At 39.5% G+C, this 25,399-nt stretch carries 29 protein-coding genes; 28 read left to right on the plus strand and 1 reads right to left on the minus strand.

What is annotated here, in order from left to right; genetic code table 11:
* Positions 1 to 19 precede the first annotated feature (19 nt).
* From rsgA to spoVM, 4 genes are all read left to right on the plus strand, one after another.
* Positions 20 to 901 carry a ribosome small subunit-dependent GTPase A gene (gene rsgA, locus ACIQAA_RS22245; RefSeq protein WP_402623815.1) on the plus strand — a complete coding sequence of 294 codons (882 nt, stop codon included), beginning with the start codon at positions 20 to 22 and terminating at the stop codon, positions 899 to 901.
* A 1-nt stretch (position 902) separates the two neighbouring features.
* Positions 903 to 1,547, plus strand: coding sequence for a ribulose-phosphate 3-epimerase (gene rpe / locus ACIQAA_RS22250; RefSeq protein ID WP_307303334.1), 645 nt, complete (start codon positions 903 to 905; stop codon positions 1,545 to 1,547).
* Positions 1,548 to 1,605: 58 nt separating this feature from the next.
* The gene (locus ACIQAA_RS22255; RefSeq protein ID WP_402623818.1) at positions 1,606 to 2,253 is read left to right on the plus strand and encodes a thiamine diphosphokinase; all 648 of its coding nucleotides are present in this window, start codon (positions 1,606 to 1,608) and stop codon (positions 2,251 to 2,253) included.
* Between the two features lie 94 nt (positions 2,254 to 2,347).
* Entirely contained in the window at positions 2,348 to 2,431 is an 84-nt protein-coding gene (spoVM, locus tag ACIQAA_RS22260; RefSeq protein WP_035445740.1) for a stage V sporulation protein SpoVM, read from the plus strand.
* 101 nt (positions 2,432 to 2,532) lie between these two features.
* Here spoVM and rpmB read toward each other — a convergent pair whose 3' ends face one another.
* Positions 2,533 to 2,721: a 50S ribosomal protein L28 gene (gene rpmB / locus ACIQAA_RS22265; protein WP_289340368.1), complete on the minus strand. Its 189-nt coding sequence runs from the start codon at positions 2,719 to 2,721 to the stop codon at positions 2,533 to 2,535.
* Between the two features lie 247 nt (positions 2,722 to 2,968).
* Between rpmB and ACIQAA_RS22270 the strand changes: the two genes are divergently transcribed.
* From ACIQAA_RS22270 to ACIQAA_RS22385, 24 genes are all read left to right on the plus strand, one after another.
* Entirely contained in the window at positions 2,969 to 3,331 is a 363-nt protein-coding gene (locus tag ACIQAA_RS22270) for an Asp23/Gls24 family envelope stress response protein (RefSeq protein ID WP_045515300.1), read from the plus strand.
* A gap of 36 nt (positions 3,332 to 3,367) precedes the next feature.
* Positions 3,368 to 5,050, plus strand: a complete 1,683-nt coding sequence (locus ACIQAA_RS22275; RefSeq protein WP_402623821.1) for a DAK2 domain-containing protein — start codon at positions 3,368 to 3,370, stop codon at positions 5,048 to 5,050.
* Positions 5,051 to 5,153: 103 nt separating this feature from the next.
* Positions 5,154 to 5,816 carry an L-serine ammonia-lyase, iron-sulfur-dependent subunit beta gene (sdaAB, locus tag ACIQAA_RS22280; RefSeq protein WP_402623824.1) on the plus strand — a complete coding sequence of 221 codons (663 nt, stop codon included), beginning with the start codon at positions 5,154 to 5,156 and terminating at the stop codon, positions 5,814 to 5,816.
* 32 nt (positions 5,817 to 5,848) lie between these two features.
* On the plus strand, positions 5,849 to 6,727 hold the full coding sequence (sdaAA, locus tag ACIQAA_RS22285) for an L-serine ammonia-lyase, iron-sulfur-dependent, subunit alpha (protein ID WP_402623827.1): 879 nt from the start codon (positions 5,849 to 5,851) through the stop codon (positions 6,725 to 6,727).
* Between the two features lies 1 nt (position 6,728).
* Complete coding sequence (recG, locus tag ACIQAA_RS22290) at positions 6,729 to 8,777, plus strand: ATP-dependent DNA helicase RecG (RefSeq protein WP_402623830.1); 2,049 nt, start codon at positions 6,729 to 6,731, stop codon at positions 8,775 to 8,777.
* Between the two features lie 115 nt (positions 8,778 to 8,892).
* Positions 8,893 to 9,477, plus strand: coding sequence for a transcription factor FapR (gene fapR / locus ACIQAA_RS22295; protein WP_063251642.1), 585 nt, complete (start codon positions 8,893 to 8,895; stop codon positions 9,475 to 9,477).
* The gene (gene plsX / locus ACIQAA_RS22300; RefSeq protein ID WP_402623833.1) at positions 9,474 to 10,478 is read left to right on the plus strand and encodes a phosphate acyltransferase PlsX; all 1,005 of its coding nucleotides are present in this window, start codon (positions 9,474 to 9,476) and stop codon (positions 10,476 to 10,478) included. Before fapR ends, plsX begins: the two co-directional genes overlap by 4 nt.
* 14 nt (positions 10,479 to 10,492) lie before the next feature.
* Complete coding sequence (gene fabD / locus ACIQAA_RS22305) at positions 10,493 to 11,440, plus strand: ACP S-malonyltransferase (RefSeq protein ID WP_402623835.1); 948 nt, start codon at positions 10,493 to 10,495, stop codon at positions 11,438 to 11,440.
* On the plus strand, positions 11,437 to 12,180 hold the full coding sequence (gene fabG / locus ACIQAA_RS22310; protein WP_402623838.1) for a 3-oxoacyl-[acyl-carrier-protein] reductase: 744 nt from the start codon (positions 11,437 to 11,439) through the stop codon (positions 12,178 to 12,180). Before fabD ends, fabG begins: the two co-directional genes overlap by 4 nt.
* Positions 12,181 to 12,249: 69 nt before the next feature.
* Complete coding sequence (gene acpP, locus ACIQAA_RS22315) at positions 12,250 to 12,483, plus strand: acyl carrier protein (protein WP_307196417.1); 234 nt, start codon at positions 12,250 to 12,252, stop codon at positions 12,481 to 12,483.
* A 164-nt stretch (positions 12,484 to 12,647) separates the two neighbouring features.
* Entirely contained in the window at positions 12,648 to 13,388 is a 741-nt protein-coding gene (gene rnc, locus ACIQAA_RS22320; RefSeq protein WP_402623840.1) for a ribonuclease III, read from the plus strand.
* A 59-nt stretch (positions 13,389 to 13,447) separates the two neighbouring features.
* Complete coding sequence (gene smc, locus ACIQAA_RS22325) at positions 13,448 to 17,014, plus strand: chromosome segregation protein SMC (RefSeq protein ID WP_402623842.1); 3,567 nt, start codon at positions 13,448 to 13,450, stop codon at positions 17,012 to 17,014.
* Between the two features lie 19 nt (positions 17,015 to 17,033).
* Positions 17,034 to 18,023 (plus strand): signal recognition particle-docking protein FtsY, encoded by a 990-nt coding sequence (gene ftsY / locus ACIQAA_RS22330; protein WP_402623845.1) that lies wholly within the window; start codon positions 17,034 to 17,036, stop codon positions 18,021 to 18,023.
* An 85-nt stretch (positions 18,024 to 18,108) separates the two neighbouring features.
* Positions 18,109 to 18,441, plus strand: coding sequence for a putative DNA-binding protein (locus ACIQAA_RS22335; RefSeq protein ID WP_402623848.1), 333 nt, complete (start codon positions 18,109 to 18,111; stop codon positions 18,439 to 18,441).
* A 12-nt stretch (positions 18,442 to 18,453) separates the two neighbouring features.
* Positions 18,454 to 19,806 carry a signal recognition particle protein gene (ffh, locus tag ACIQAA_RS22340; protein WP_402623851.1) on the plus strand — a complete coding sequence of 451 codons (1,353 nt, stop codon included), beginning with the start codon at positions 18,454 to 18,456 and terminating at the stop codon, positions 19,804 to 19,806.
* Positions 19,807 to 19,924: 118 nt separating this feature from the next.
* Complete coding sequence (gene rpsP, locus ACIQAA_RS22345) at positions 19,925 to 20,197, plus strand: 30S ribosomal protein S16 (RefSeq protein ID WP_034675715.1); 273 nt, start codon at positions 19,925 to 19,927, stop codon at positions 20,195 to 20,197.
* Positions 20,198 to 20,202: 5 nt separating this feature from the next.
* Positions 20,203 to 20,433, plus strand: coding sequence for a KH domain-containing protein (locus tag ACIQAA_RS22350; RefSeq protein ID WP_307196410.1), 231 nt, complete (start codon positions 20,203 to 20,205; stop codon positions 20,431 to 20,433).
* A gap of 149 nt (positions 20,434 to 20,582) precedes the next feature.
* The gene (locus ACIQAA_RS22355; protein ID WP_402623854.1) at positions 20,583 to 20,969 is read left to right on the plus strand and encodes a YlqD family protein; all 387 of its coding nucleotides are present in this window, start codon (positions 20,583 to 20,585) and stop codon (positions 20,967 to 20,969) included.
* A 14-nt stretch (positions 20,970 to 20,983) separates the two neighbouring features.
* A complete protein-coding gene (gene rimM, locus ACIQAA_RS22360) occupies positions 20,984 to 21,502 on the plus strand; it encodes a ribosome maturation factor RimM (protein ID WP_402623857.1) in 519 nt (172 codons plus the stop codon).
* Positions 21,502 to 22,242: a tRNA (guanosine(37)-N1)-methyltransferase TrmD gene (gene trmD / locus ACIQAA_RS22365; RefSeq protein WP_402624029.1), complete on the plus strand. Its 741-nt coding sequence runs from the start codon at positions 21,502 to 21,504 to the stop codon at positions 22,240 to 22,242. The genes rimM and trmD overlap by 1 nt, the downstream gene beginning before the upstream one ends.
* Before the next feature lie 147 nt (positions 22,243 to 22,389).
* Positions 22,390 to 22,734, plus strand: a complete 345-nt coding sequence (gene rplS, locus ACIQAA_RS22370) for a 50S ribosomal protein L19 (protein WP_034675704.1) — start codon at positions 22,390 to 22,392, stop codon at positions 22,732 to 22,734.
* 176 nt (positions 22,735 to 22,910) lie between these two features.
* Positions 22,911 to 23,462 carry a signal peptidase I gene (gene lepB / locus ACIQAA_RS22375; protein ID WP_402623860.1) on the plus strand — a complete coding sequence of 184 codons (552 nt, stop codon included), beginning with the start codon at positions 22,911 to 22,913 and terminating at the stop codon, positions 23,460 to 23,462.
* Positions 23,463 to 23,480: 18 nt separating this feature from the next.
* Positions 23,481 to 24,356 carry a ribosome biogenesis GTPase YlqF gene (ylqF, locus tag ACIQAA_RS22380; protein ID WP_402623863.1) on the plus strand — a complete coding sequence of 292 codons (876 nt, stop codon included), beginning with the start codon at positions 23,481 to 23,483 and terminating at the stop codon, positions 24,354 to 24,356.
* A gap of 98 nt (positions 24,357 to 24,454) precedes the next feature.
* On the plus strand, positions 24,455 to 25,231 hold the full coding sequence (locus tag ACIQAA_RS22385) for a ribonuclease HII (protein ID WP_402623864.1): 777 nt from the start codon (positions 24,455 to 24,457) through the stop codon (positions 25,229 to 25,231).
* The last annotated feature ends 168 nt before the right edge of the window (positions 25,232 to 25,399 follow it).

The raw sequence follows: 25,399 nt of genomic DNA on the forward strand, positions 1-25,399 counted from the left end.
AATGGCAAGGAGTGTGGCTATGCCTGAAGGGAAAATTGTAAAAGCATTAAGTGGTTTTTATTACGTACTGCATGATGGAGTAATGATTCAATGCCGGGGAAGAGGTGTTTTTCGAAAAAACAAGATTACACCACTTGTCGGTGATGAAGTCATTTTTCAGGCCGAGAATGAACGTGATGGTTATATTATGGAAGTTAAGGAAAGGAAGAATGTACTGGTTCGACCGCCTATTGCAAATGTCGACCAGGCCATTCTCGTCTTTTCCGCTGTAGAGCCTGAATTTAGTACCGTTCTATTAGACCGTTTTCTTGTCCTTGTGGAATATAATCATATTAAACCTCTGATTTGCATTACGAAGATGGATTTAACAAATGACAAAGAAAAGCAGGCCATTAATGAATATGCTGATCATTATAGAAACATGGGTTATGAAGTATTACTGACTTCATCCGAAACAGAAGTGGGTATTGAAGGATTAACTCCACATGTCGAAGATAAAATATCAGTTTTTGCCGGTCAATCAGGTGTCGGAAAATCCTCACTTTTAAATGTGTTACGACCTGATCTTGAACTAAAAACCAACGATATTTCCTCACATTTAGGCAGAGGAAAGCACACTACCCGGCATGTGGAATTAATTAGTATTGGTAATGGCCTAATTGCAGATACCCCGGGATTTAGTTCTTTAGAATTCACCGATATCGAAGCTGAGGAGTTAACGTATTGCTTTCCGGAAATGGCAAGGGAAAGTGAAAATTGTAAATTTCGAGCCTGTTTACATATTAGTGAGCCTAAATGTGCAGTGAAAGCAGCAGTTGAATCCAAAACCATTACTCAATACCGCTATCAACATTATGTTGATTTCCTTCAAGAAATAAAAGAAAGAAAGCCGAGGTATTAAAATGCTGAAAATTGCACCTTCCATCCTTTCTGCTGATTTCGCCAAATTAGGTGAAGAAATAACTGCTGTTGAAAGGGCTGGAGCTGACTATATCCATGTTGATGTAATGGACGGTCATTTTGTTCCAAACATTACGATAGGACCATTAATTGTGGAGGCAATTCGTCCCGTTACAAAGCTTCCGCTGGATGTACATCTAATGATTGATAACCCTGATCAATATATTGAAGCCTTTGCTAAAGCAGGAGCAGATTACATTACCGTTCATGTTGAAGCATGCAGACATCTTCATCGGACGATTCATCATATTAAGTCATTTGGAATTAAAGCGGGAGTGGTGTTGAATCCAGCAACTCCTGTTAACACCATTGAGCATATTTTAAAAGATATCGATATGGTGTTGTTAATGTCCGTTAATCCAGGGTTCGGCGGTCAAAAATTCATACCGGAAGTCCTGCCTAAAATTAGAAAAGTAAAGGAAATGGCAGACTCAATTGGAAAAGAAATTGAAATTGAAATAGATGGCGGAGTAAATTCAGAAACGGCAAAACTATGTGTAGAGGCAGGAGCGAATGTTCTTGTGGCTGGATCTGCTATTTATGATCAAGAGGACTACGCAGCAGCCATCTCGTTAATAAGAGGATAAAAAAGTAAAAAGCCGGCTGAAATGCTGGCTTTTTGCGTAGCAAAAAAGGGGGATACCGATGAATATAAATATTTTGGCAGGAGGTCCTGAAGAACTTCTTCCCAATTTACATGAATATTCTAGTAAAAATGACATATGGGTCGGAGTCGATCGTGGGGTATATACCCTTATTAATAAGAATATTACACCAGCGATTGCTTTTGGAGACTTTGATTCTGTTTCCAAAGAAGAATTGCAGGTAATTGAAGGTCATGTAAAGGAAATGAAGAGGTACAAGCCCGAAAAAAATGAAACAGATATGGAGCTGGCTTTGAATTGGGCTATAAAACAAGAGCCTGTTTTAATTCAAATTTTTGGAGCCACTGGCGGGAGATTAGACCATCTCCTGGCGAATGTACACTTATTGGTCAAACCGGTATTTGAAGAAAACCATGTAAACATTGTACTTATTGATAATCAAAATATTTTATCATTAAAAGGACCAGGAAGTTATAAAATTGAAGAGAGGGCAGATAAAAAGTATATTTCTTTTGTTCCTCTGACTCTTGAAGTAAAAGGTCTCACTCTTGAGCGCTTTAAATATCCGTTAAAAAACCGTCATATTTCCATCGGCTCTACACTATGTATTAGTAATGAACTTATTAGTGATTATGGTACTTTTTCATTTTCGGAAGGCATATTATTAGTGATAAGAAGTAATGATTAATAGCTAATTTAGAGGTACTGATTTCGTCCGTTTGAATAAAATAGTAAGGGCGTACGAGAGAAGTTAGATGTGTGAGATGGTGAGGAGGGACATAATGAAGTTTTATACAATTAAACTGCCAAAGTTTTTAGGTGGACTTGTCCGAGCGATGATTGGTGCATTTAAAAAGAATGAATAGAGAATGTGTTTAAGCACCTATTTTATGGGTGCTTTTTTATTTTGAGGAAATATGGGAAAGATAGTAAGAAAGGGCACCCTCATAAAGGATGCCCTGACATATTAAACGCGTTCTACTTTACCAGATCTTAACGCTCTTGTAGAAACCCAAACACGCTTAGGCTTTCCATCAACAAGAATACGTACTTTTTGTAGGTTAGCACCCCATGTACGCTTGTTAGCGTTCATAGCGTGAGAACGTGCGTTACCAGTTGTAGTTTTCTTTCCAGTTACAACACATTTACGTGGCATAATGATTCCCTCCTTAATACCCAAAGCTTTATACAGCATTTACGTTATTGTCTAAAGATACTTTAATAATTTATCATACAACCAGTTTGAATGCAAGAGTGATTCATAAACGTTTCAAGAAAAATACCTTGACATGCATCATTATTGTTTGTAAATACTATAAGAAGAAAGTATCGCTTTCAAATTTTTCTTCACTATAGTAAAATGGCTTTAGTCAAGGAGCAATTTCCAAAAGGGGGAACGATTCATGTCCATTGAATTAAAAACTAAGTTCGGACAAATTGATATTTCAAATGAGGTAATCGCCACCATCGCTGGAGGTGCCGCTATCGATTGTTATGGAATTGTCGGTATGGCATCAAAGAGCCAAATAAAAGACGGTCTTACAGAAATTTTAAGAAAAGAAAATTTTACTCGTGGAGTTATTGTTCGCCAAGAGAATGAAGAAGTACATATTGATATGTATATAATTGTCAGCTATGGAACAAAGATTTCCGAGGTTGCTCATAACGTGCAATCAAAGGTGAAATACACACTTGATAAGACCGTTGGACTTGCCGTTGACTCGGTAAATATTTACGTTCAGGGAGTTCGTGTGACGAACCCGTAAGTGGTGTAACGAACCGCAAGTAGAGGAGGAAAGTTTGTGTCTATTACAGCTTTAGATGGAAAACGTTTTGCAGAAATGGTGATTCAAGGTGCGAATCATTTAGGTGCCAACGCAAAAATGGTCGATGCATTAAACGTTTTTCCTGTGCCCGATGGTGATACTGGAACGAATATGAATTTATCAATGACCTCAGGGGCAAAGGAAGTAAAAAATAACGTTCAGGAACATATTGGTAAAGTAGGAGTCGCGCTGTCAAAGGGCTTGCTTATGGGTGCCAGGGGCAACTCCGGGGTTATCCTTTCCCAATTATTTCGTGGATTTTCAAAAGCAATTGAAACCAAAGCAGCCATCTCTGGAAAAGAATTTGCAGCAGCGTTAGAATCTGGTGTCGAAACTGCCTATAAAGCGGTAATGAAGCCAGTAGAGGGCACGATATTAACGGTTGCAAAGGATTCTGCAAAAAGAGGTATGCAGGCTTCCCAAAAATCGAATGATATCATTGAAATTATGGAAGAAGTTTTAAAGGAAGCGAAGGCATCGCTTAAGCGTACACCAGATCTGTTGCCGGTTCTAAAAGAAGTTGGAGTTGTTGATAGCGGTGGACAAGGGCTGGTTTATGTTTATGAAGGATTTCTTGCTGAACTGAAAGGCGAGAAGCTGCCGGATTCTCCTGAAGCCTATCCTTCTATGGACGAAATGGTTAGTGCGGAACACCATAAAAGTGTTCAAGGTCATATAAATACAGAAGATATTGTATTTGGCTATTGTACAGAATTTATGGTGAAGTTTGAAGATGCTAAACTGGTAAAGCATCCATTCGATGAACAGGTTTACCGGAATGACCTTAGTAAGCTAGGTGATTCCTTATTAGTAATTGCGGATGACGAGGTTGTAAAGGTACATATTCATTCTGAACAGCCTGGTGATTGCCTAAGCTACGGACAGAGGTACGGAAGCTTAATCAATATTAAAATTGAAAACATGAGGCAGCAGCATTCCAATATTGTTGGAGAGACGCACACACCGTTAGTTTCCGATAAACCTCAAGTTCCTAAAGAACAGCAGGAGTATGGGATTGTTACTGTGTCAATGGGGTCTGGGGTTGCCGAATTATTCAAAAGTATCGGGGCACATGCTGTAATTGAAGGCGGCCAAACGATGAATCCGAGTACAGAGGATATTGTTAAAGCTGTTAAAGAAGTGAATGCGAAAAAGGTTTTTATTCTCCCGAATAATAAAAATATTATTATGGCTGCGCAGCAAGCGGCGGATGTATCTGATGAAGAAATTTATGTGATTCCGTCTAAAACAGTCCCTCAAGGTTTATCTGCACTGTTAGCATTTAATCCAGCAGGAGATGTAAAGGCAAATGAAACTGCTATGACAGATGCTATGCAGCATGTGAAGACGGGTCAAATTACTTTTGCAGTTCGCGATACTCAAATCGACGGGTTAGAAATTGAAAAAGATGATTTCATGGGAATTGCTGAAGGCAAAATTGTTGTGAAAAACAAAGATAAAGGAAAAGTTGCGGAAGATTTGCTGACTGCGATGGTAGATGCTGATTCGGAAATTTTAACCATCATTTACGGTGAAGACGTAACCGAAGATGAGGTAAATGCACTAACAGCGTTTGTAGAAGAGAATTTCGAAGACGTAGAAGTTGAACTTCATAATGGAAAACAACCATTATATTCATTTATCTTTGCAATTGAATAAGTGATAAAATTAGAAGGGGAAACCCTTCTTTTTTCTATTTTCTGTGTTATAAATATAAATGGATAACCAAAAGAGATTTATTTGTCCTAGGGGGAGAAGACGGATGAAATATAGAAGCGTGTTTGACATAATTGGACCCGTTATGATTGGGCCATCCAGCTCACATACTGCTGGCGCTGCCAGAATTGGAAGAGTTGCAAGGAGTTTATTTGGCAGGGAACCAAAATGGGCAAATATTTCTTTATACGGTTCGTTTGCTAAAACGTATAAAGGGCATGGTACGGATGTTGCCATCATTGGTGGTTTATTAGATTTTGATACGGATGACGTGAGAATAATAAATGCAATGGATATAGCGAAAGAACGGGGCATTAAACTTCGATTTATAGAAGAAGAAGCCATTACTGATCATCCAAACACAGCTAGAGTGATCATTGGCGATGATAAAGGTGAATTAGAGCTGGTCGGAATCTCGATTGGCGGCGGGAAAATTGAAATCACCGAGTTAAATGGTTTTGAATTGAAATTATCAGGAAACCATCCGGCCATTTTAGTGGTTCATAATGATCGTTTTGGTGCCATTGCGAGTGTTTCGAATGTCTTGGCAAAATACGAAATCAATATTGGTCATATGGAAGTTTCCAGAAAAGAAGTAGGGAAGCTTGCTCTTATGACCATTGAAGTTGACCAAAACATCGAAGATAAAATACTTCAAGAACTAGAACAACTTCCTAATATACTGAAGGTTACCAAGATTGTCGATTAGCTAGATATAAAACAACAACGAGGGGGAAGACAATGTTTCGAAATGTTGCTGAGTTGGTAGAGCTTGCAATTAGCAAGAATAAAAAAATCTCAGAGATTATGATTGAGCAAGAAATGAATGTCACCGGACGCAGCCGGGAAGAAGTACTTGCTTTTATGGACAGAAATTTAAGGGTCATGGAGGAAGCGGTTGAACGTGGTATTCAAGGGGTAAAATCACACTCCGGATTAACCGGCGGGGATGCGGTTCTTATGCAAAAGTATATTGAAAAAGGCAATTTTTTGTCTGGTAAAACCGTTCTTGATGCAGTGAGTAAAGCTGTTGCGACGAATGAAGTAAATGCAGCGATGGGAACAATTTGTGCTACGCCGACTGCTGGTTCTGCTGGAGTTGTGCCTGGTACATTATTCGCAGTGAAAGAAAAACTAAACCCGACTAGAGAGGAAATGGTGGCATTTCTTTTTACAGCAGGAGCTTTTGGTTTTGTTGTTGCGAACAATGCTTCGATTTCAGGTGCAGCAGGCGGGTGTCAAGCAGAGGTTGGTTCTGCTTCAGGAATGGCTGCAGCGGCGATCGTTGAAATGGCAGGCGGCACACCAGAGCAATGTGCAGAAGCAATGGCCATCACATTAAAAAATATGCTGGGTCTTGTCTGTGATCCTGTGGCCGGTCTAGTCGAGGTACCATGTGTAAAAAGAAATGCAATGGGTGCAGCCAATGCAATGGTGGCTGCAGATATGGCTTTAGCAGGTATAACAAGCAGAATACCATGTGATGAAGTCATTGATGCCATGTATAAAATAGGACAATCAATGCCGACCGCATTAAAAGAAACAGCACAGGGAGGGTTGGCGGCAACTCCGACAGGTCGTGAACTCGAAGCTAAGATCTTCGGTATTCCGCGCGTATAAAGTGAATCAATATCTAAAACAGCCAGTTACATTATTAAAGGGAATTGGGGAAGAGACGGCTGAAAGTTTAGCAGAAATGAAAATCTATACAGTCTTAGATTTATTAGAGTATTTTCCATACCGTTATGAAGATTATCGGCTGCGTGAGCTTTCAGCGGTAAAGCATGATGAGAAAATTACTGTAGAAGGGAAGGTTCATAGTGAGCCTTCTCTTACATATTATGCCCGAAAGAAATCCAAGCTGATGATTAGAATGTTCGTCGGACAATATTTAATTAAGGTTGTGTTTTTTAACCAGCCTTATTTAAAGTCAAAAATCGTCATGAATGAAACCATTACGGTCACAGGTAAATGGGACGCCCATCGGCAAACGATTACTGCTAATGAAATGCAGGCTGGGCAAAATGCAAAAACAAAAGATTTTGAGCCAGTATACTCTCTAAAAGGTAAAATCACGACGAAGGGAATGCGTAAATTTATTTCGATTGCATTTCAACAATTTGGTCAATATATCGAGGAAAGTTTACCGTTATCTCTTGTGAAAAAGTATCGCTTATTAGACCGCAATGCCGCTCTAAAGGCGATGCATTTTCCAGTTAATCAGGAGGACGTAAAACAGGCTCGCCGCCGCTTAGTTTATGAGGAATTTCTGTTATTTCAGTTAAAAATGCAGGCATTACGGAAATTTGAACGAGAGCATTCACCTGGAATTGAGCAAAATTATCTAGAACCGAAGGTAGAACAATTTATTCAATCATTGCCTTTCCCTTTGACCAATGCACAGAGTCGTGTTGTATCGGAAATTCTTAACGACCTAAAATCCCCTTTGAGAATGAACCGCCTGCTGCAAGGAGATGTTGGTTCTGGGAAAACGGTGGTTGCAGCGATAGGATTATATGCTAGTGTTACGGCTGGCTATCAAGGGGCATTAATGGTACCAACGGAAATTCTAGCAGAACAGCACGCGGAGTCGCTTAATAGTTTATTAGAACCCTTTGGTGTTAGGTGTGAATTATTAACAAGTTCAGTTAAAGGGAAAAGAAGAAGAGAGATTCTTCAAGATGTATCAGAGGGGAAAGTAAATATATTAATAGGGACACATGCACTTATTCAGGATGAGGTAACCTTCAAAAAACTAGGATTTGTCATAACGGACGAACAGCACCGCTTTGGGGTTGAACAAAGAAGGGTTTTACGGGAAAAAGGAGAAAATCCAGATGTCCTGTTTATGACTGCTACACCGATACCAAGAACGCTTGCTATAACCGTTTTTGGTGAAATGGATGTATCAATCATCGATGAAATGCCGGCTGGCAGAAAAGCGATAGAAACTTACTGGGCAAAACCGGAAATGCTGGGACGAGTCCTTTCCTTTATAGAAAAGGAATTGGTAAAGGGTCATCAGGCCTATGTAATTTGCCCGTTGATTGAAGAATCAGACAAGCTCGATGTTCAGAATGCAATTGACGTTCATACTACTCTATCCCACCACTTTCAAAATCGGTATAAGGTCGGACTTATGCATGGGCGGTTAAGCTCAGAAGAAAAAGATGCGATTATGAAAGAATTTAGTGCCAATGAGGTACAGGTGTTAGTTTCAACCACAGTTGTAGAAGTAGGAGTGAATGTTCCGAATGCCACAATGATGGTCATTTATGATGCAGAAAGATTTGGACTATCCCAGCTCCATCAGCTTCGCGGCCGGGTAGGCAGAGGCAGTGACCAATCTTATTGTATTTTATTAGCAGATCCAAAGTCAGAAGTAGGTCAGGAGAGAATGCGCATAATGACCGAAACAAACGACGGTTTCGTTTTAAGTGAAAAGGATCTAGAATTACGGGGACCCGGAGACTTCTTTGGAAGAAAACAAAGTGGGGTCCCAGAATTTAAGCTTGCAGACATGGTTCATGATTACCGTACACTCGAAACCGCAAGAAACGACGCATCACTAATGATCCAATCAAAAACCTTCTGGACCGCAAAAGAATACCAATACCTAAGAAACCGGCTAGAAAACACAGGCGTATTAGAAGGAGAAAAACTGGATTAATCTATAAAACCGCTTGAAGCAGATTGCAAGAATAAAAACTTATTCTTGCAATCTGCTTTTTCTAATTTTATACTACTATTAGTACCTAGTCATAATAGCTCGGACGGTGTATGATATGAGAAGAACAAAAAAAGAACGACAACAAATGCTAAAGGAAACCATTAAGGAAAATCCTTTTATAACGGATGAAGACCTCGCAGAAAAATTTCAAGTTAGTGTGCAAACCATCCGCCTTGACCGTCTGGAATTATCAATTCCTGAACTACGGGAAAGGATAAAGTATGTTGCCGAGAAAAAATTTGAAGATGAGGTCCGGTCTTTACCACTTGAAGAAGTTATTGGTGAAATAATTGATATTGAACTCGATCAAAGTGCGATTTCCATATTTGATGTTAGAGAAGAGCATGTTTTTATTCGGAACAAGATTGCTCGGGGGCACCATGTTTTCGCCCAGGCAAATTCACTAGCAGTAGCGGTAATAAATGATGAATTGGCGTTAACAGCAAAGGCAAATATTCAATTTAAGCGTTCTGTCAAACAAGGTGAACGAGTGATTGCCAAAGCAAAAGTTTTAAAAATAGACGATGGCCTTGGCAGGACGATTGTTGAAGTAACTAGTTATGTCAATAACGAACTTGTTTTTAAAGGCGAATTCGAAATGTACCGTTCAGAAAAATCATTAAAGGATGAGAAAAGATGAAGATAGCGATCGATGCAATGGGTGGCGACCATGCTCCTAAAGAAATCGTAATCGGTGCAATGAAAGCTGTAGAAGCATTTTCAGATATACATATAACCCTAGTCGGGGATGAAACCAAAATTAAAGAATACTTAACGAACCAAGAACGAATAACCATTTTACATACATCCGAGGTAATCCTTGGTACAGACGAACCTGTTAGGGCTGTTCGTCGTAAGAAAACGGCCTCGATGGTACTTGCTGCACAGCAAGTAGCAGATGGAAACGCAGATGCATGCATATCAGCAGGAAATACAGGAGCATTAATGGCTGCAGGTCTATTTGTAGTTGGCAGGATTGAGGGCATAGACCGTCCAGCACTTACACCTACTTTACCAACCATTGGCGGAGAGGGTTTCCTATTATTGGATGTTGGGGCAAATGTAGATGCTAAGCCTGAGCATTTGCTGCAATATGCGATCATGGGGTCTATTTATAGTGAAAAGGTAAGAGGGATAGCTAATCCGCGGGTAGGTCTTCTTAATATCGGAACAGAAGAAAAGAAAGGGACTGACCTAACAAAACAGGCATTCGAACTCTTAAAAAATGCAAACATTAATTTTGCAGGCAATGTAGAGGCGAGGGATTTGCTTGATGGCGCAGCAGATGTCGTGGTAACGGATGGATTCACTGGCAACATGGTGTTGAAAACCGTTGAGGGTACGGCACTATCCATGTTTAAAATGCTAAAAACGACGTTAATGAGCAGTCTTAAAAGTAAACTTGCTGCAGCGGTGTTAAAGCCTGAATTCAAAGTCTTAAAGAACACATTGGACTATTCAGAGTATGGCGGTGCCGGCCTATTTGGATTAAAGGCGCCTGTAATCAAAGCACATGGTTCCTCTAACGGACAAGCTATTTTTAGTGCAATTCGTCAAACGAGGGAAATGGTCGAAAAGAATGTAGTTGGGCTCATCAAAAAGTCCATTGAAGATGAGAAGACATCTAAAATAGAAGTGTAAAAAGGGGTGCGGAAATGGGTAAGATTGCATTTGTATTTCCTGGTCAGGGCTCACAAACAGTTGGCATGGGGCAGCAGCTTGCTGAGCAGTATCCTGAGGTAATGCAATATTTTAAAAAAGCTGACGAAAGACTTTCAACTGAATTAAGTAAGCTTATATTTGAGGGACCTCAAGAAGAGTTGACAAAAACTGTAAATACACAGCCAGCTTTATTAACAACGAGTTTGGCCGTTCTAGAAAGATTTCAAAAAGCAGCCATTAAGCCTGATTTTGTGGCTGGACATAGTCTTGGTGAGTATACAGCCCTTGTTGCAGCTGGCGCATTAACCTTTGAAGATGGTGTCTATGCTGTAAGAAAAAGAGGGGAGTTTATGGAGGGGGCTGTACCAAACGGTGAAGGTTCAATGGCAGCTATTTTAGGGCTTGACCGTGAACCTCTGTCTAAAGTAACAGCTGAAGTTTGTGAATCTGGCTTCCCAGTTTCTCTGGCAAACTTGAATTGTCCAGGTCAAATTGTCATCTCAGGCTCCCGTAAAGGTGTCGAGCTTGCAAGTGTAAAAGCAAAAGAAGCGGGTGCAAAAAGAGCAATTCCTTTGGAGGTAAGCGGACCATTCCATTCTTCATTAATGAAGCCTGCAGCGAGCGAGCTTCGTCAGGTTTTAGATGAACTTGATATGAAGGATGCACGTATTCCTGTTATTGCCAATGTTTCAGCAAATCCGATGATGACCGCAGAAGAAATAAAGGAAAATTTAATTGAACAGCTTTATTCACCTGTTTTGTGGGAAGATTCTGTTGTGAAGATGATTGATTCAGGTGTAGATACATTTATTGAAATTGGTCCTGGAAAGGTACTTTCAGGTTTAATTAAAAAAGTTAACCGTAGTGTTAAAACGTATTCGATCTCGGATGAGGAAAGCTGTCAATCTGTTATCGAGGCATTGAAGGAGGAAAATCTATGACACTAGAAGGCAAAGCTGCCTTAGTAACCGGCGCGTCAAGAGGGATAGGCAGAGAAATTGCTCTTGAGCTTGCAAGACAGGGAGCCAATGTCGCAGTGAATTATGCTGGCAGTGAAGGTAAAGCCAATGAAGTAGTAGATGAGATAAAAGCAATGGGTAAAGAAGCATTTGCAATTAAATGTGACGTATCCAATGGTGAAGAAGTTGCAGCCATGGTTAAAGAAACAGTAGAACGATTTGGTAAATTGGATATACTTGTCAATAATGCGGGTATAACTAAGGACAATTTATTAATGAGAATGAAGGAAGACGAATGGGATGATGTTATTAATATCAATCTCAAAGGTGTTTTTCTCTGTACAAAAGCTGTAACCCGCCAAATGATGAAACAGCGTGTCGGCCGTATTATTAACATTACCTCTGTTGTTGGAGTAAGTGGAAATCCAGGTCAGGCAAACTATGTTGCAGCAAAATCAGGTGTTATTGGGTTAACAAAAACAACAGCAAAAGAGCTTGCATCCCGTAATATTACAGTGAACGCTATTGCTCCAGGCTTTATTACAACCGATATGACAGATAAATTATCGGATGAGGTAAAAGATGAGATGTTAAAACAGATTCCGCTGGCCCGTTTAGGAGAGCCTAAGGATATTGCTAAAATGACAGCTTTCTTGGCCTCCGATGACGCTTCCTACATCACAGGGCAGACTCTTCATATCAATGGCGGAATGGTAATGTAATTTTTTTGTGCAATCTGTGTATTATTTTATTGATATACTTTATAATAGCTTGAGGGGAGGTGAACTAGAATGGCAGAGGTATTAGAGCGAGTAACAAAAATCATCGTTGACCGTTTAGGCGTAGATGAGTCACAAGTTAAACTTGAAGCTTCATTCAAAGATGATCTTGGTGCTGATTCCCTTGACGTAGTTGAACTAGTTATGGAATTAGAAGATGAATTTGATATGGAAATTTCTGACGATGATGCTGAAAAAATCAGCACAGTTGGTGATGCTGTTAATTACATAAATAGCAAGAATTAATTCGTTGGATTTCTTCAAAAGCTCCGTTTTCAAACGGAGCTTCTTTCTGTATTATTAGACTTGGCAGTCTTAAAAAAATACTGCCAGGTTTCTTTGCGTTTTGACTGAAGTTTACTTAAACTAATGATAGGTATTTGTAAAAAATATGCAAGGTGGAGACTTTAATGCGCAGAAAAGGTAAGGAAAAAGAAATGAACAATCGCGCAAAAGAAAATCAATTTAAGGATTTTCAGGACCAGATCGGTATTCATTTTGAAAATGAAAAACTATTAAAACAAGCTTTTACTCATTCATCCTATGTGAATGAGCATCGCAGAAAGCCTTATGAAGATAATGAAAGGCTTGAATTTTTAGGGGATGCTGTGTTAGAACTTACGGTTTCAAAATTCCTTTTCCTAAAATATCCAATGATGAGTGAGGGAGAGCTGACAAAGCTCCGTGCTGCTATCGTGTGTGAGCCTTCTCTTGTAACCTTGGCAAACGAACTGAGCTTTGGCAAGTTGATTTTGTTAGGTAAGGGTGAAGAAATGACAGGGGGCAGGGAGCGCCCAGCACTGTTAGCGGATGTATTTGAAGCATTCATTGGTGCACTTTATTTGGATAAAGGACTTGAGGTAGTAAACGAATTTCTAGCTAAAGTGGTTTTTCCTAAAATTAATGAGGGTGCTTTTTCTCATGTGATGGATTTCAAGAGCCAGCTTCAAGAACTAATTCAAAGAGATGGGACAGGTTTAATCGAGTATAAGGTATTAATCGAAAAGGGACCTGCTCATAGTAAAGAATTTGTTTCAAGAGTCTCATTAAATGGTGAAGAATTAGGTATCGGTACAGGTAAATCGAAAAAAGAAGCTGAACAGCATGCCGCCCAAATGGCATTGGAGGTCTTAAAGGCTAAAACATCGTAGATAAACAACCATAGAATGCTAAGGAAAGATTCCGGCCAAGCTCTAGGGAGGAAAAAGATATGTTTTTAAAACGGTTGGACATCATTGGCTTTAAATCTTTTGCAGATCGTATTGGGGTGGATTTTGTACAAGGAGTCACTGCTGTAGTTGGTCCAAACGGAAGTGGGAAAAGTAATATAACAGATGCTATCCGCTGGGTTTTAGGTGAGCAGTCTGCTAAATCACTTAGAGGCTCTAAAATGGAAGATATCATCTTTGCGGGAAGCGATTCAAGAAAGCCGTTAAATTATGCGGAAGTGACCTTAACGCTGGATAATCAGGACGAAGGATTAGCGATTGATTACAATGAAGTGAGTGTAACGAGGATAGTCACCCGTGCAGGAGAAAGTGAATATTTAATTAATAAACAGCCCTGCAGACTTAAAGATATTGTTGATTTGTTTATGGACTCTGGTCTTGGCAGAGAAGCATTCTCCATTATCAGTCAAGGGAAAGTGGAAGAAATTCTCAATAGTAAGGCAGAAGACCGAAGAACTATCTTTGAAGAAGCAGCGGGCGTTTTAAAATATAAAAATCGTAAGAAAAAAGCAGAAGCTAAATTAGTAGAAACACAGGATAATTTAAATCGGGTGAATGATATTCTCTATGAACTAGAGGGACAAGTTGAACCGTTAAAGATTCAGGCGTCCATGGCAAAAGATTATTTAGAGAAAAAGGAAGAACTTGAAAAAATCGAAGTAGCCTTAACGGTTTACGATATCGAAGAGTTACACCAAAAGTGGACTCATCTATCAGAGCAGCTAGCAGAACATCAGCAGGAAGAAATTAAGCTTTCGGCGCAGCTGCAGGTAAAGGAAGCTAAAATAGAAGAAACAAGGGACCACATTGCTGCGCTCGATGAGTCGATTACTGATTTGCAAAATGTTCTCCTCCATGCAAGTGAGGAACTAGAAAAGTTAGAAGGCAGGAAAGAGGTACTAAAAGAACGCAAGAAAAATGCCTCTCAAAATAGAGCACAGCTCGAAAAGGGTATTGCTGAACTGACAGATAAAATCTCACAATTACAACGTAACAAAGAGATTCAAGCAGATTTAGTGGATAAACTGACTGAACAGGTAAATTACCTGCAAACTCAGTTAAAAGACAAACAGGGGAAATTGGCGTTATTTACTGAAAATATTGAAGAGAAAATTGAAACCTTAAAAAGTGAATATATTGAACTGTTAAATGATCAGGCTGGTGCGAAAAATGAGCTTAAGTTTATCGATCAGCAGCTAGAACTGCAGGAAACAAAGAGCGCGCGTCTTGACTCTGAAAATGTTAAATTCCTTGAGGAAAGACAAAAAGCTCAAAAGAAGAGGTTACAAGTTCAAACTGCATTAGAAGAGGTACAAACAAAGCTTTCCAATCAGGTTACAAGTTTCAGGGAGAAACAGCGTAAGCTTGAGAATGTGCAAAATAACTATCAAAAGCAAGAAAAGACTTTATACCAGGCTTATCAAATTCTTCAACAGGCGAAATCGAGAAAAGAAATGCTCGAGGAAATGGAAGAGGACTATTCTGGGTTTTTCCAAGGCGTAAAAGAAGTATTGAAGGCAAGAGGAAAAAAGCTTCATGGTATTGAAGGAGCTGTTGCCGAGCTAGTAACGGTTCCAAAGGAGTACGAGACAGCACTGGAAACAGCGTTAGGCGGGGCATTGCAGCACATAGTCGTAGATTCGGAACAAAATGCCCGTATGGCTATTCAATTCTTGAAACAGAATTCTTACGGACGAGCTACCTTTTTACCTTTAAGCGTTATTAAAGGCAGATTGTTGTCTTCCTCACAACTTTCATCAATTCAAAACCATCCTTCATTGGTAGGGAGTGCAGTAGATCTAGTAAGCTTTGATCCTAAATACTCTGAGGTGATTGGTAACCTTCTTGGTAATGTTGTCATTACGAAAGATTTAAAGGGTGCTAACGAACTGGCTAAAATCCTCCAGTATCGTTGTCGAATGGTTACGTTAGATGGAGATATCGTGAATCCAGGCGGTTCGATGACAGGCGGGGCCCAAAAGCAAAAGACAAGTTCTCTATTGACAAGAAAAGGCGAGCTTGAAGAGTTGAAAGAAAAACTTATCATCATGAGTGAAAAAACTTCAAGTTTAGAAAGTCATGTAAAGTCATTAAAAGAGGATGTTAAAACACATGAACTAGAGCTAGAAACAATGCGAAGGTTTGGTGAAGAATTTAGACAACAGGAGCAAACATTAAAAGGTGATCTCCGTGAAGCTGAATTCGATGCGAAGAATATTAATGACAGGTTGAAAATCTATGACATTGAAAAAGGCCAATTGATAGAGGAACAGAAAACGATAACAAATCGAAAAGCTGAACTCAATGAAGCAATTGCCAGCTTTAAAGATAAGATAGCTGCCCTTGATGTTCAAATTGCTAAACTTACAGAACAAAAAACGCATGATATCTCATCAAAAGAAACACTGACCAAGGAAATAACCGATTTAAAAGTAGAATTTGCTGCCAAAAATGAGCAATTTGTAAATGCAAAAGAACGTTTGGCTATGATTGTTGAAGAATTAAACGTGAGTCAAGAGAAATTTACGCTTTATAAAGAGGACCTTATGCTGCTGACATCGGAAATGGCGGGAAGCACTTCCGGCGAAGAACAGTTAGAGGCTGCTGCAAAACGCAAACAGCAAGACAAGGAAGAAACCATTTCACTTATTTCTTCTAGAAGGCAGGAACGGCTCCAAATGCATGCTGCACTTGAAGATGCCGAAATCGAAGCGAAAGAAATAAAGAGACTTCATAAAGGAATGGTGGAAGTTTTAAAGGATGAAGAAGTAAAAATTAACCGCTTAGATGTGGAACTTGAAACAAAACTTGCACATCTTAGAGAAGAATATTTACTTTCTTTTGAGGGAGCCAAAGAGCAGTATCCACTAAGTTTGCCAGTAGAAGAAGCTAGGAAAAAGGTGAAGCTGATTAAGCTGGCGATTGAGGAACTTGGCAGTGTTAATATTGGAGCCATTGAAGAATACGAGAGAGTTTCGGAACGATATGAATTTTTAAATGAGCAAAAGAACGACCTCCAAGAGGCGAAGGATACGCTCTATCAGGTCATTGACGAAATGGATACGGAAATGAAAAAACGTTTTGAACAGACGTTTTATGGAATTCGTGAGCAATTTGAGCCTGTGTTCCGAGCGTTGTTTGGAGGCGGAAGAGCAGATTTAAGACTTACTCATCCAGAGGATTTATTAAATACAGGTGTAGAAATTGTTGCGCAGCCTCCAGGTAAGAAGCTGCAAAACCTTGGGTTATTATCAGGGGGTGAAAGAGCATTAACAGCGATTGCACTGCTATTTTCTATTTTAAAAGTTCGTCCTGTGCCGTTTTGTATCTTGGATGAGGTAGAAGCAGCATTAGATGAGGCAAACGTTTTTCGTTTTAGTCAATATTTGAAGAGATTTAGTTCTGAAACACAGTTTATTGTTATCACTCACAGAAAAGGCACGATGGAAGAAGCGGATGTTTTATACGGTGTAACCATGCAGGAATCTGGTGTCTCAAAGCTCGTTTCTGTCCGGCTCGAGGATACAAAGGAGCTTGTTGAAACTTAATCATAGGAAGTGAAGAAGAATGAGTTTTTTTAAAAAATTAAAAGAGAAAATCACGAAACAAACAGAGTCGGTAACGGAAAAATTTAAAGACGGCCTCTCAAAGACGAGAAATAACTTTTCTGGTAAGGTAAATGATCTTGTAGCGAGATACCGCAAAGTAGACGAAGATTTCTTTGAAGAATTAGAAGAAATCTTAATACAGGCAGATGTAGGCTTTGATACGGTTATGAAGCTAATCGAAGAGTTGAAGATGGAAGTTAAACGTCGAAATATCCAGGATCCACAGGAAGTTCAAAGTGTTATTTCCGAGAAGTTAGTCGATATTTATAATGCGGGTGAGGAACAATCTTCTAAGTTGAATATTCAAGAGGATGGGCTTACAGTTATTTTATTTGTCGGTGTTAACGGCGTGGGAAAAACAACCACCATCGGGAAACTTGGTCATAAGTTTAAAAGTGAAGGGAAATCTGTTTTATTAGCAGCAGGTGACACTTTCCGTGCTGGTGCGATTGAACAGTTAGAAGTGTGGGGAGAAAGAGTCGGAGTAGACGTGATTAAACAGGCAGAAGGCTCTGACCCAGCAGCTGTTATGTACGATGCGATTAAGGCTGCTAAATCCCGGAAAGTAGACATTTTGATTTGCGATACTGCCGGACGCTTACAAAATAAAGTCAATTTAATGAAAGAGCTTGAGAAGGTAAAACGGGTAATCGAGCGAGAGGTACCTGGTGCACCGCATGAAGTCCTGCTTGTTCTAGATGCAACTACAGGTCAAAACGCACTTATTCAGGCAAAGACGTTTAAAGAGGTAACGAATGTAAGCGGGATCGTTCTTTCCAAATTAGACGGTACAGCAAAAGGCGGTATTGTTTTGGCGATTCGGAATGAATTGAAAATTCCAGTAAAATACGTCGGTCTTGGTGAAAAAATGGACGATCTTCAGGAATTTAACGCAGAGCAATATGTTTATGGGTTATTCGCTGATCAAGTGGATAATGCTGTAAATTGATGTAAAGATATTTTCTTGACAGACTTGGAATGACTGTGTAAACTACAATTTGTAAAGGCTTTTCACTTAACAAGGGGGGATATGCATGCTTGAAAAAACAACGCGGATTAATTATCTTTATGATTTCTATTATTCGTTGTTAACACCAAAGCAGCAAAGCTATATGTCTCTCTATTATTTAGATGATTACTCACTTGGAGAAATCGCTGAAGAGTACGATGTAAGCCGTCAGGCTGTATATGATAATATCAAACGTACGGAAGCTATGCTTGAGGAGTATGAAGAAAAGCTATTACTATTTCAGAAATTTCAAGAGCGCAGCAAGCTGTTAAAGCATCTAAAAGAATTGCTAAATGAAGAACACCCATCAAAGCAGGCAATGCTGGAAGTGGTTGCCGAGCTTGAGAAATTAGATTAGGAGGCGGCATGAATGGCATTTGAAGGATTAGCCGACCGACTGCAGAATACGATTCAAAAAATCCGTGGAAAAGGCAAGGTAACGGAAGCGGATGTAAAAGAAATGATGCGTGAAGTCCGTCTGGCACTACTCGAGGCTGACGTTAATTTTAAGGTCGTTAAAGATTTTGTTAAAAAAGTCAGCGAACGTGCAGTAGGACAAGAAGTCCTAAAAAGCTTAACCCCTGGGCAGCAGATTATTAAAATTGTTAATGAAGAATTGACAGAATTAATGGGCGGCGAGCAAAGCAAAATTGCTGCTTCTAATCGTCCTCCTACTGTGATTATGATGGTTGGATTACAGGGTGCTGGTAAAACGACTACGACAGGTAAGCTTGCCAACCTGCTTCGTAAGAAGTATAACCGTAAGCCGATGCTGGTAGCAGCTGATATTTATCGTCCTGCTGCCATTAAGCAGCTTCAAACCCTTGGAAAACAATTAGATATGCCTGTATTCTCCCTCGGTGATCAAGTAAGCCCAGTGGAAATTGCCAAACAAGCCATTGCGCAGGCGAAAGAAGAACATCATGACTATGTTTTAATCGATACAGCTGGTCGATTACATGTCGATGAAAACCTAATGGGTGAGCTGAAGGACATTAAAGAGCTTACCAAACCAGATGAAATCTTTCTCGTTGTTGATGCAATGACAGGTCAAGACGCTGTTAATGTGGCGCAAAGCTTTAATGAACAGCTTGGTTTGACTGGGGTTGTCTTAACGAAGCTTGACGGTGACACACGCGGTGGAGCTGCGCTGTCCATTCGTGCTGTAACACAAACACCTATTAAGTTTGTCGGTCTTGGGGAGAAAATGGATGCGATTGAGCCGTTTCATCCTGAACGGATGGCTTCTAGGATTCTTGGCATGGGTGACGTGCTTACCCTTATTGAAAAGGCACAGGCAAATGTCGATGAAGCAAAGGCAAAAGAGCTTGAACAGAAAATGCGGACGGCATCTTTTACGCTTGATGACTTTTTGGAGCAGCTCGGACAAGTCCGTAATTTAGGACCACTTGATGAATTATTAAAGATGATGCCTGGTGCAAACAAAATTAAAGGTCTGAATAATATTCAAATCGAAGAGAAGCAAATTGCACACGTGGAAGCCATCATTCGATCCATGACCACAGAAGAAAAGACTCATCCAGAAATTTTAAATTCAAACCGCAAAAGAAGGATTGCCAAAGGAAGCGGCAGAACTGTTCCGGAAGTAAACCGTTTATTAAAGCAGTTTGAAGATATGAAAAAGATGATGAAGCAAATGACAGGAATGCAGCAAAAAGGCAAGAAAAAAGGCGGATTTAAATTTCCGTTCAAACCTTTTTAGGTTGTTTATATCTGTCTGAAATTGGAAATAATACTGTAAAGAAAAAACACTTTACAAATGATTTAAAAGTTGATAATATACTATCTTGTGTGAAACTATTCGGAGGTGCTTATTTAAAATGGCAGTAAAAATTCGTTTAAAGCGTATGGGAGCTAAAAAGACTCCTTTCTATCGTATCGTAGCAGCAGATTCTCGTTCTCCTCGTGACGGACGTTACATTGAAGTTATCGGAACTTACAATCCAGTAGCTCAGCCAGCTGCAATTCAAATCAACGAAGAATTAGCTCTTAAGTGGTTACAAGATGGTGCGAAACCATCTGATACAGTTCGTAACCTTTTCTCAAACCAAGGCATCATGGAAAAATTCCATAATGCTAAGTTAAGCAAGTAATTGCTATGAAGCAATTAATTGAAAGTATTGTTAAGCCCCTTGTTGATTTTCCAGAAGACGTTCGTGTGAATGTCAACGAAGAGGATCAGCGAATCACTTATTACCTTACTGTCAATAAGACGGACATGGGAAAGGTAATTGGCAAGCAAGGGCGTGTTGCAAAGGCCATTAGGACTGTTGTATATGCAGCAGGATCTTCACAACAAAAGAAAATTTTTCTAGAAATTGGTGAATAGCTTTTTGCATCTAGAGAAAGGGAGGAATAAAATTCCTCCCTTTTTTGCTATCATGAAAAGCGGAAGCGCCTTGCCCAGGGGCTTATGACCCGAGCCCCTAGGCGCTGAAGCTGGACAAATGAAAACAGAAGCTGAAGGAGGAAGCAATTATGCAACTTATTCAAACTGTTATCGTAAAGCAAATCTTAACGGAACAAAGCAAACAAAAGCTGCTTGAAAAATATTTTGCAGGCAAGCTGCAGATGCAAAAAGAATATGAGCAACTTCAATTTGAGTTGAAAAAATTAGAAAAGACGAAAAAATATCAAGCAAGCACGCTTAAAACTCATTTTGAAAAAGAACTGAAAAAACGCCATGATAAAGAAAAGCTTTATGAGTTTCAAATCGAACAACTACATATGCTACCATTAGGCAGTGAATTAAAAGAAAAAGAAGTGCAAGCCCTAGTTGAAGTAAATATTGGCGACAATTGGGATGAAGTAACAGGGCAGCGTACAATCATAATAAAAAACGGTATTATTGAGGAAATAAGATAGAGGTGACAAGTAGAATGGAAAAATGGTTTAATGTTGGCAAAATCGTCAATACACACGGAATTAGAGGTGAGGTCAGGGTTATTTCTAAAACGGATTTCCCGGAGCAGCGATACAAAGTGGGGAATACATTGTATTTATTTATGCCAGGATCAAATAAGCCGATTGAATTAACAGTCAAAACCCATCGTACCCACAAAAATTTTAATCTTCTTACATTTGAAGGGTTTGAAAATATCAACGAGGTTGAAAAGTTTAGGGATGGAATCCTTAAGGTTCCAGAAACACAGCTGGGTAATCTTGATAAAGATGAATATTATTACCATGAGATTATTGGGTGCCTCGTGGCTACAACCAGCGGTGAGGAAATCGGTAAAGTAACCGAGATTCTATCCCCCGGCGCAAATGATGTATGGGTAATTAAATCTCCTGCCGGCAAGGAAATATTGATCCCTTATATTGAAGATGTTGTGAAAAAAGTGGATGTTAAAGAAAAGGTTATCTTAATCGAACCAATGGAAGGTCTGCTGTCATGATGAAGATAGACGTACTAACGTTATTTCCTGAAATGTTTACAGGTGTATTGGGGCATTCCATTTTACATAAGGCGGCTGAAAAATCTGCTGTACAATACAATGTTGTCAATTTCCGGGACTATGCTGATAATAAGCATCAGACTGTTGACGACTATCCCTATGGGGGAGGAGCGGGAATGGTCTTAAAGCCGCAGCCGTTATTCGATGCGGTTTCAGCATTAAAGGAACAGGCCGAAAGTAATAAAACTAGAGTGATACTACTTTGTCCTCAAGGAAAACGTTATGACCAAAAAACAGCAGAAGAATTAGCGAAAGAAGAACATCTTATTTTCGTATGCGGCCATTATGAGGGCTATGATGAAAGAATTAGGGAACATGTTGTAACAGACGAAATATCAATTGGTGATTATGTATTAACCGGCGGAGAGCTTGGAGCGATGGTAGTGATAGATAGTGTTGTTCGTTTATTACCAGAGGTCTTAGGAAATCAAGAATCACATATGAAAGATTCATTTAGTACGGGGCTCCTAGAGCACCCTCACTATACAAGGCCATCTGATTTTCGCGGAATGAAGGTTCCAGAGGTCCTCCTGCAAGGTAATCATAAATTAATCGAAGAGTGGCGGAACAAAGAAGCTTTACGACGAACATTCCTTAGAAGACCTGACTTATTAGAAAAAATAGAACTAACCAAAGACCAGGAAAAATGGCTAAATGAAATAAAAAAAGAATACGAGTAGTTATTGCATAGAGTTGTCTTTTATGTTATGATACTTCTTGTGACTTGAGCTGAATAGCTTATTCAGTAGAGTCTTATAAAGATGTTCCGCTGCAATGGAAAAGGATAGTAGATGTGCATGAGCGTCTGTTGGAAGGAGTTGAAAACGATGCAAAAATTGATTGAAGAAATCACAAAAGAACAACTTCGTTCTGATCTGCCTGCGTTCCGTCCTGGTGATACTGTACGTGTACACGTTAAAGTTGTCGAGGGTACTCGCGAGCGTATTCAGTTATTCGAAGGTGTAGTGATTAAGCGTCGTGGTGGTGGAATTAGCGAAACTTTCACAGTTCGTAAGGTTTCTTACGGAGTAGGCGTTGAGCGTACTTTCCCTGTACACACACCTAAAATTGCGAAGCTTGAAGTATTGCGCCGCGGTAAAGTTCGCCGTGCTAAGCTATACTACTTACGTAAGCTGCGTGGTAAAAAAGCTCGTATTAAAGAAATTCGATAATAAAAGAAAGAGCTTGCTTTGCAAGCTCTTTTTTCGTACATATCATATTGTATCCGTGTAAGAATATTTATATTAAAGTTTGATTAAAAGTGTGGCCCCAACGTGTTTAATATACAATTTTTTTGTAAAATAAGATAATAGCAGACATTTTTTTTGTGATTGGCGGGGAAAAAGACATGATAAAAAAGAAAAATGAACTTTGGGAATGGACGAAGGCATTATTAATTGCTGTTGCACTGGCAGCTGTCATTCGTTACTTTCTTTTTGCACCAATTGTAGTAGACGGGCTGTCGATGATGCCCACTCTGCAGCACCAAGACCGTATGATAGTTAATAAGCTAAGCTATAATATAGGTGAGCCAAAACGTTTTGATATTATCGTCTTCCACGCGCCTGAACAGAAAGATTACATTAAAAGAGTAATTGGACTTCCAGGAGATCGTATCGAATATAAGGATGATACCTTATACGTAAATGGTAAGGCATATGAAGAACCATATTTGGATGAATACAAGAAAAAGGTAGAAGGACCGCTAACGGATCCTTTTACACTGGAAGAAACACCTGTAGGCACCCAAACAGTGCCAGAAGGTGAATTGTTCGTAATGGGTGACAATCGTCGTTTTAGCAAAGACAGCAGGCATATTGGAACCATCCCATTGGACAAAATAATTGGGAAGACAAGTATTGTATACTGGCCATTAAAAGATGCACACATCGTGAAATAGACGTAGGAGGTGACTGCTTTGACAATCCAATGGTTTCCAGGCCATATGGCAAAAGCTCGAAGAGAGGTCACGGAAAAACTAAAACTAGTAGATATTATCTATGAATTAGTGGATGCAAGAATACCTTATTCATCCCGCAATCCGATGATTGATGAAATTATTCAGCATAAACCCAGACTAGTCCTCTTAAATAAAGCGGATCTGGCAGATAAAGCAATTACGAAACAATGGATTGCCTATTTTGCAGCAAGAGGAATAAAAGCAATAGCCATTAATTCTCAAGCTGGAGAGGGTATGAAGGATATTGTAAAGGCATCCCATGAAATCTTAAAGGAAAAGTTTGATCGTTTAAGAGCAAAGGGTGTAGTGAACCCAAGAGCTATCCGTGCTATGATTGTTGGAATTCCTAATGCCGGAAAATCAACATTAATTAATCGGCTCGCAAAGAAAAATATCGCAAAGACAGGGAATATGCCAGGAGTAACAAAAGCTCAGCAGTGGATTAAAGTTGGCAAAGAGCTAGAGTTATTAGATACTCCGGGAATTCTATGGCCGAAGTTTGAAGACCAACAGGTTGGTAAGAAGCTGGCTGTGACGGGTGCTATAAAAGACACTCTGCTAAATTTGCAGGACCTTGTTGTTTTTTCACTTAAGTTTTTGGAAGAGAATTATCCAGAGAGACTTAAGGAACGTTATAAGCTGGATTCTGTCCCCGAAAATGTGGTCGAAATGTTTGACCAAATTGGAGAGCTTAGAGGCTGTCTCGGAGCAGGCGGAATCGTGGATTATGATAAGGTATCCGAACTAGTGATAAGGGAAATTAGGTCTGAGAAATTTGGACCACTGACATTTGAAAGACCAAGAGATATAGCCGAAAAAACTGAAAATAAGTAAACATCAAAGAAACTCTCGCACATGGAGGGTTTTTTTGTTTATTTTTGGTCATTGTAAATAATCGCAGGGAAAGGTATGATTTACATCGGGTGAAGAAAATGAAACTAGTAACAATAGCAGAAATAGAACAACAGCTGAATAACATATCGGCTGAGAGTGACCCTTTTTTTAAAAGAATTCAGAAGGATGAACGTAAAGGGGTTCAACTATTAATACATAGATGGCAAAAGAGAATGGAACAGGAAAAACAGCTGCAAGAAAAGTTTAATGAAATGAACCTTTACGAAAACAAATGGCGGGCGCAAGGCTATAAATATATAGCTGGTGTAGATGAAGTTGGCAGGGGGCCGCTTGCTGGACCGGTAGTGGCCGCAGCAGTAATTTTGCCTGATGATTTTTTCTTGCCGGGTATTGATGATTCAAAAAAGATTTCAGAAAAAAAGCGCATGGAATATGATGAAATCATCAAAAGAGAAGCATTAGCAGTTAGTGTAGCGGAAATTGATGCTGGAGAAATTGATAGCATTAATATCTATGAAGCCACCAAAAAGGCGATGATGGCTGCAATTGCTTCTTTAGACCCCAATCCAGACGTTTTGCTGATTGATGCGATGAAGCTGGAAACACCTTTTGTAGTAGAGTCTATCATTAAGGGAGATGCAAAGAGTGTCTCTATCGCTGCAGCTTCCATCGTAGCAAAAGTTGCAAGAGACCGGCTGATGACTGAATTAGCAGCGCAATACCCTGAATATGGTTTTCAGCAAAATATGGGGTATGGCACAAGGGAACATATACAGGCTATACAAATGCATGGCATTACACCATACCATCGAAAGAGCTTTGCACCAGTAAAAGAATGGCTGTTGAATGAATAACAAAACAAGCAGAACTGGCTTGTTTTGTTATTGTTAGAAAATATTTAGTTGTCATTATTTGGGTTGATTATTTATGAAAGCGCTTTAATTACAAGGTTTAACAATTCATAATATTATGAGGAATATAATTTTTTTGTGCATAACTGTGGACAAGGTTTCAGTCATTCT

Source organism: Neobacillus sp. NPDC093182 (assembly GCF_044754045.1).

Coding starts and splice junctions, on each gene's coding strand:
- rpmB (WP_289340368.1), bottom strand. CDS start 2,721: ATGCCACGTAAATGTGTTGTAACTGGAAAGAAAACTACAACTGGTAAC.
- rsgA (WP_402623815.1), top strand. CDS start 20: ATGCCTGAAGGGAAAATTGTAAAAGCATTAAGTGGTTTTTATTACGTA.
- rpe (WP_307303334.1), top strand. CDS start 903: ATGCTGAAAATTGCACCTTCCATCCTTTCTGCTGATTTCGCCAAATTA.
- spoVM (WP_035445740.1), top strand. CDS start 2,348: ATGAAGTTTTATACAATTAAACTGCCAAAGTTTTTAGGTGGACTTGTC.
- fabD (WP_402623835.1), top strand. CDS start 10,493: ATGGGTAAGATTGCATTTGTATTTCCTGGTCAGGGCTCACAAACAGTT.
- rnc (WP_402623840.1), top strand. CDS start 12,648: ATGCGCAGAAAAGGTAAGGAAAAAGAAATGAACAATCGCGCAAAAGAA.
- trmD (WP_402624029.1), top strand. CDS start 21,502: ATGAAGATAGACGTACTAACGTTATTTCCTGAAATGTTTACAGGTGTA.
- acpP (WP_307196417.1), top strand. CDS start 12,250: ATGGCAGAGGTATTAGAGCGAGTAACAAAAATCATCGTTGACCGTTTA.
- rpsP (WP_034675715.1), top strand. CDS start 19,925: ATGGCAGTAAAAATTCGTTTAAAGCGTATGGGAGCTAAAAAGACTCCT.
- ACIQAA_RS22270 (WP_045515300.1), top strand. CDS start 2,969: ATGTCCATTGAATTAAAAACTAAGTTCGGACAAATTGATATTTCAAAT.
- ftsY (WP_402623845.1), top strand. CDS start 17,034: ATGAGTTTTTTTAAAAAATTAAAAGAGAAAATCACGAAACAAACAGAG.
- ACIQAA_RS22350 (WP_307196410.1), top strand. CDS start 20,203: ATGAAGCAATTAATTGAAAGTATTGTTAAGCCCCTTGTTGATTTTCCA.
- rplS (WP_034675704.1), top strand. CDS start 22,390: ATGCAAAAATTGATTGAAGAAATCACAAAAGAACAACTTCGTTCTGAT.
- lepB (WP_402623860.1), top strand. CDS start 22,911: ATGATAAAAAAGAAAAATGAACTTTGGGAATGGACGAAGGCATTATTA.
- sdaAA (WP_402623827.1), top strand. CDS start 5,849: ATGTTTCGAAATGTTGCTGAGTTGGTAGAGCTTGCAATTAGCAAGAAT.
- ffh (WP_402623851.1), top strand. CDS start 18,454: ATGGCATTTGAAGGATTAGCCGACCGACTGCAGAATACGATTCAAAAA.
- fapR (WP_063251642.1), top strand. CDS start 8,893: ATGAGAAGAACAAAAAAAGAACGACAACAAATGCTAAAGGAAACCATT.
- ACIQAA_RS22355 (WP_402623854.1), top strand. CDS start 20,583: ATGCAACTTATTCAAACTGTTATCGTAAAGCAAATCTTAACGGAACAA.
- smc (WP_402623842.1), top strand. CDS start 13,448: ATGTTTTTAAAACGGTTGGACATCATTGGCTTTAAATCTTTTGCAGAT.
- rimM (WP_402623857.1), top strand. CDS start 20,984: ATGGAAAAATGGTTTAATGTTGGCAAAATCGTCAATACACACGGAATT.
- sdaAB (WP_402623824.1), top strand. CDS start 5,154: ATGAAATATAGAAGCGTGTTTGACATAATTGGACCCGTTATGATTGGG.
- ACIQAA_RS22255 (WP_402623818.1), top strand. CDS start 1,606: ATGAATATAAATATTTTGGCAGGAGGTCCTGAAGAACTTCTTCCCAAT.
- fabG (WP_402623838.1), top strand. CDS start 11,437: ATGACACTAGAAGGCAAAGCTGCCTTAGTAACCGGCGCGTCAAGAGGG.
- ACIQAA_RS22385 (WP_402623864.1), top strand. CDS start 24,455: ATGAAACTAGTAACAATAGCAGAAATAGAACAACAGCTGAATAACATA.
- plsX (WP_402623833.1), top strand. CDS start 9,474: ATGAAGATAGCGATCGATGCAATGGGTGGCGACCATGCTCCTAAAGAA.
- ACIQAA_RS22335 (WP_402623848.1), top strand. CDS start 18,109: ATGCTTGAAAAAACAACGCGGATTAATTATCTTTATGATTTCTATTAT.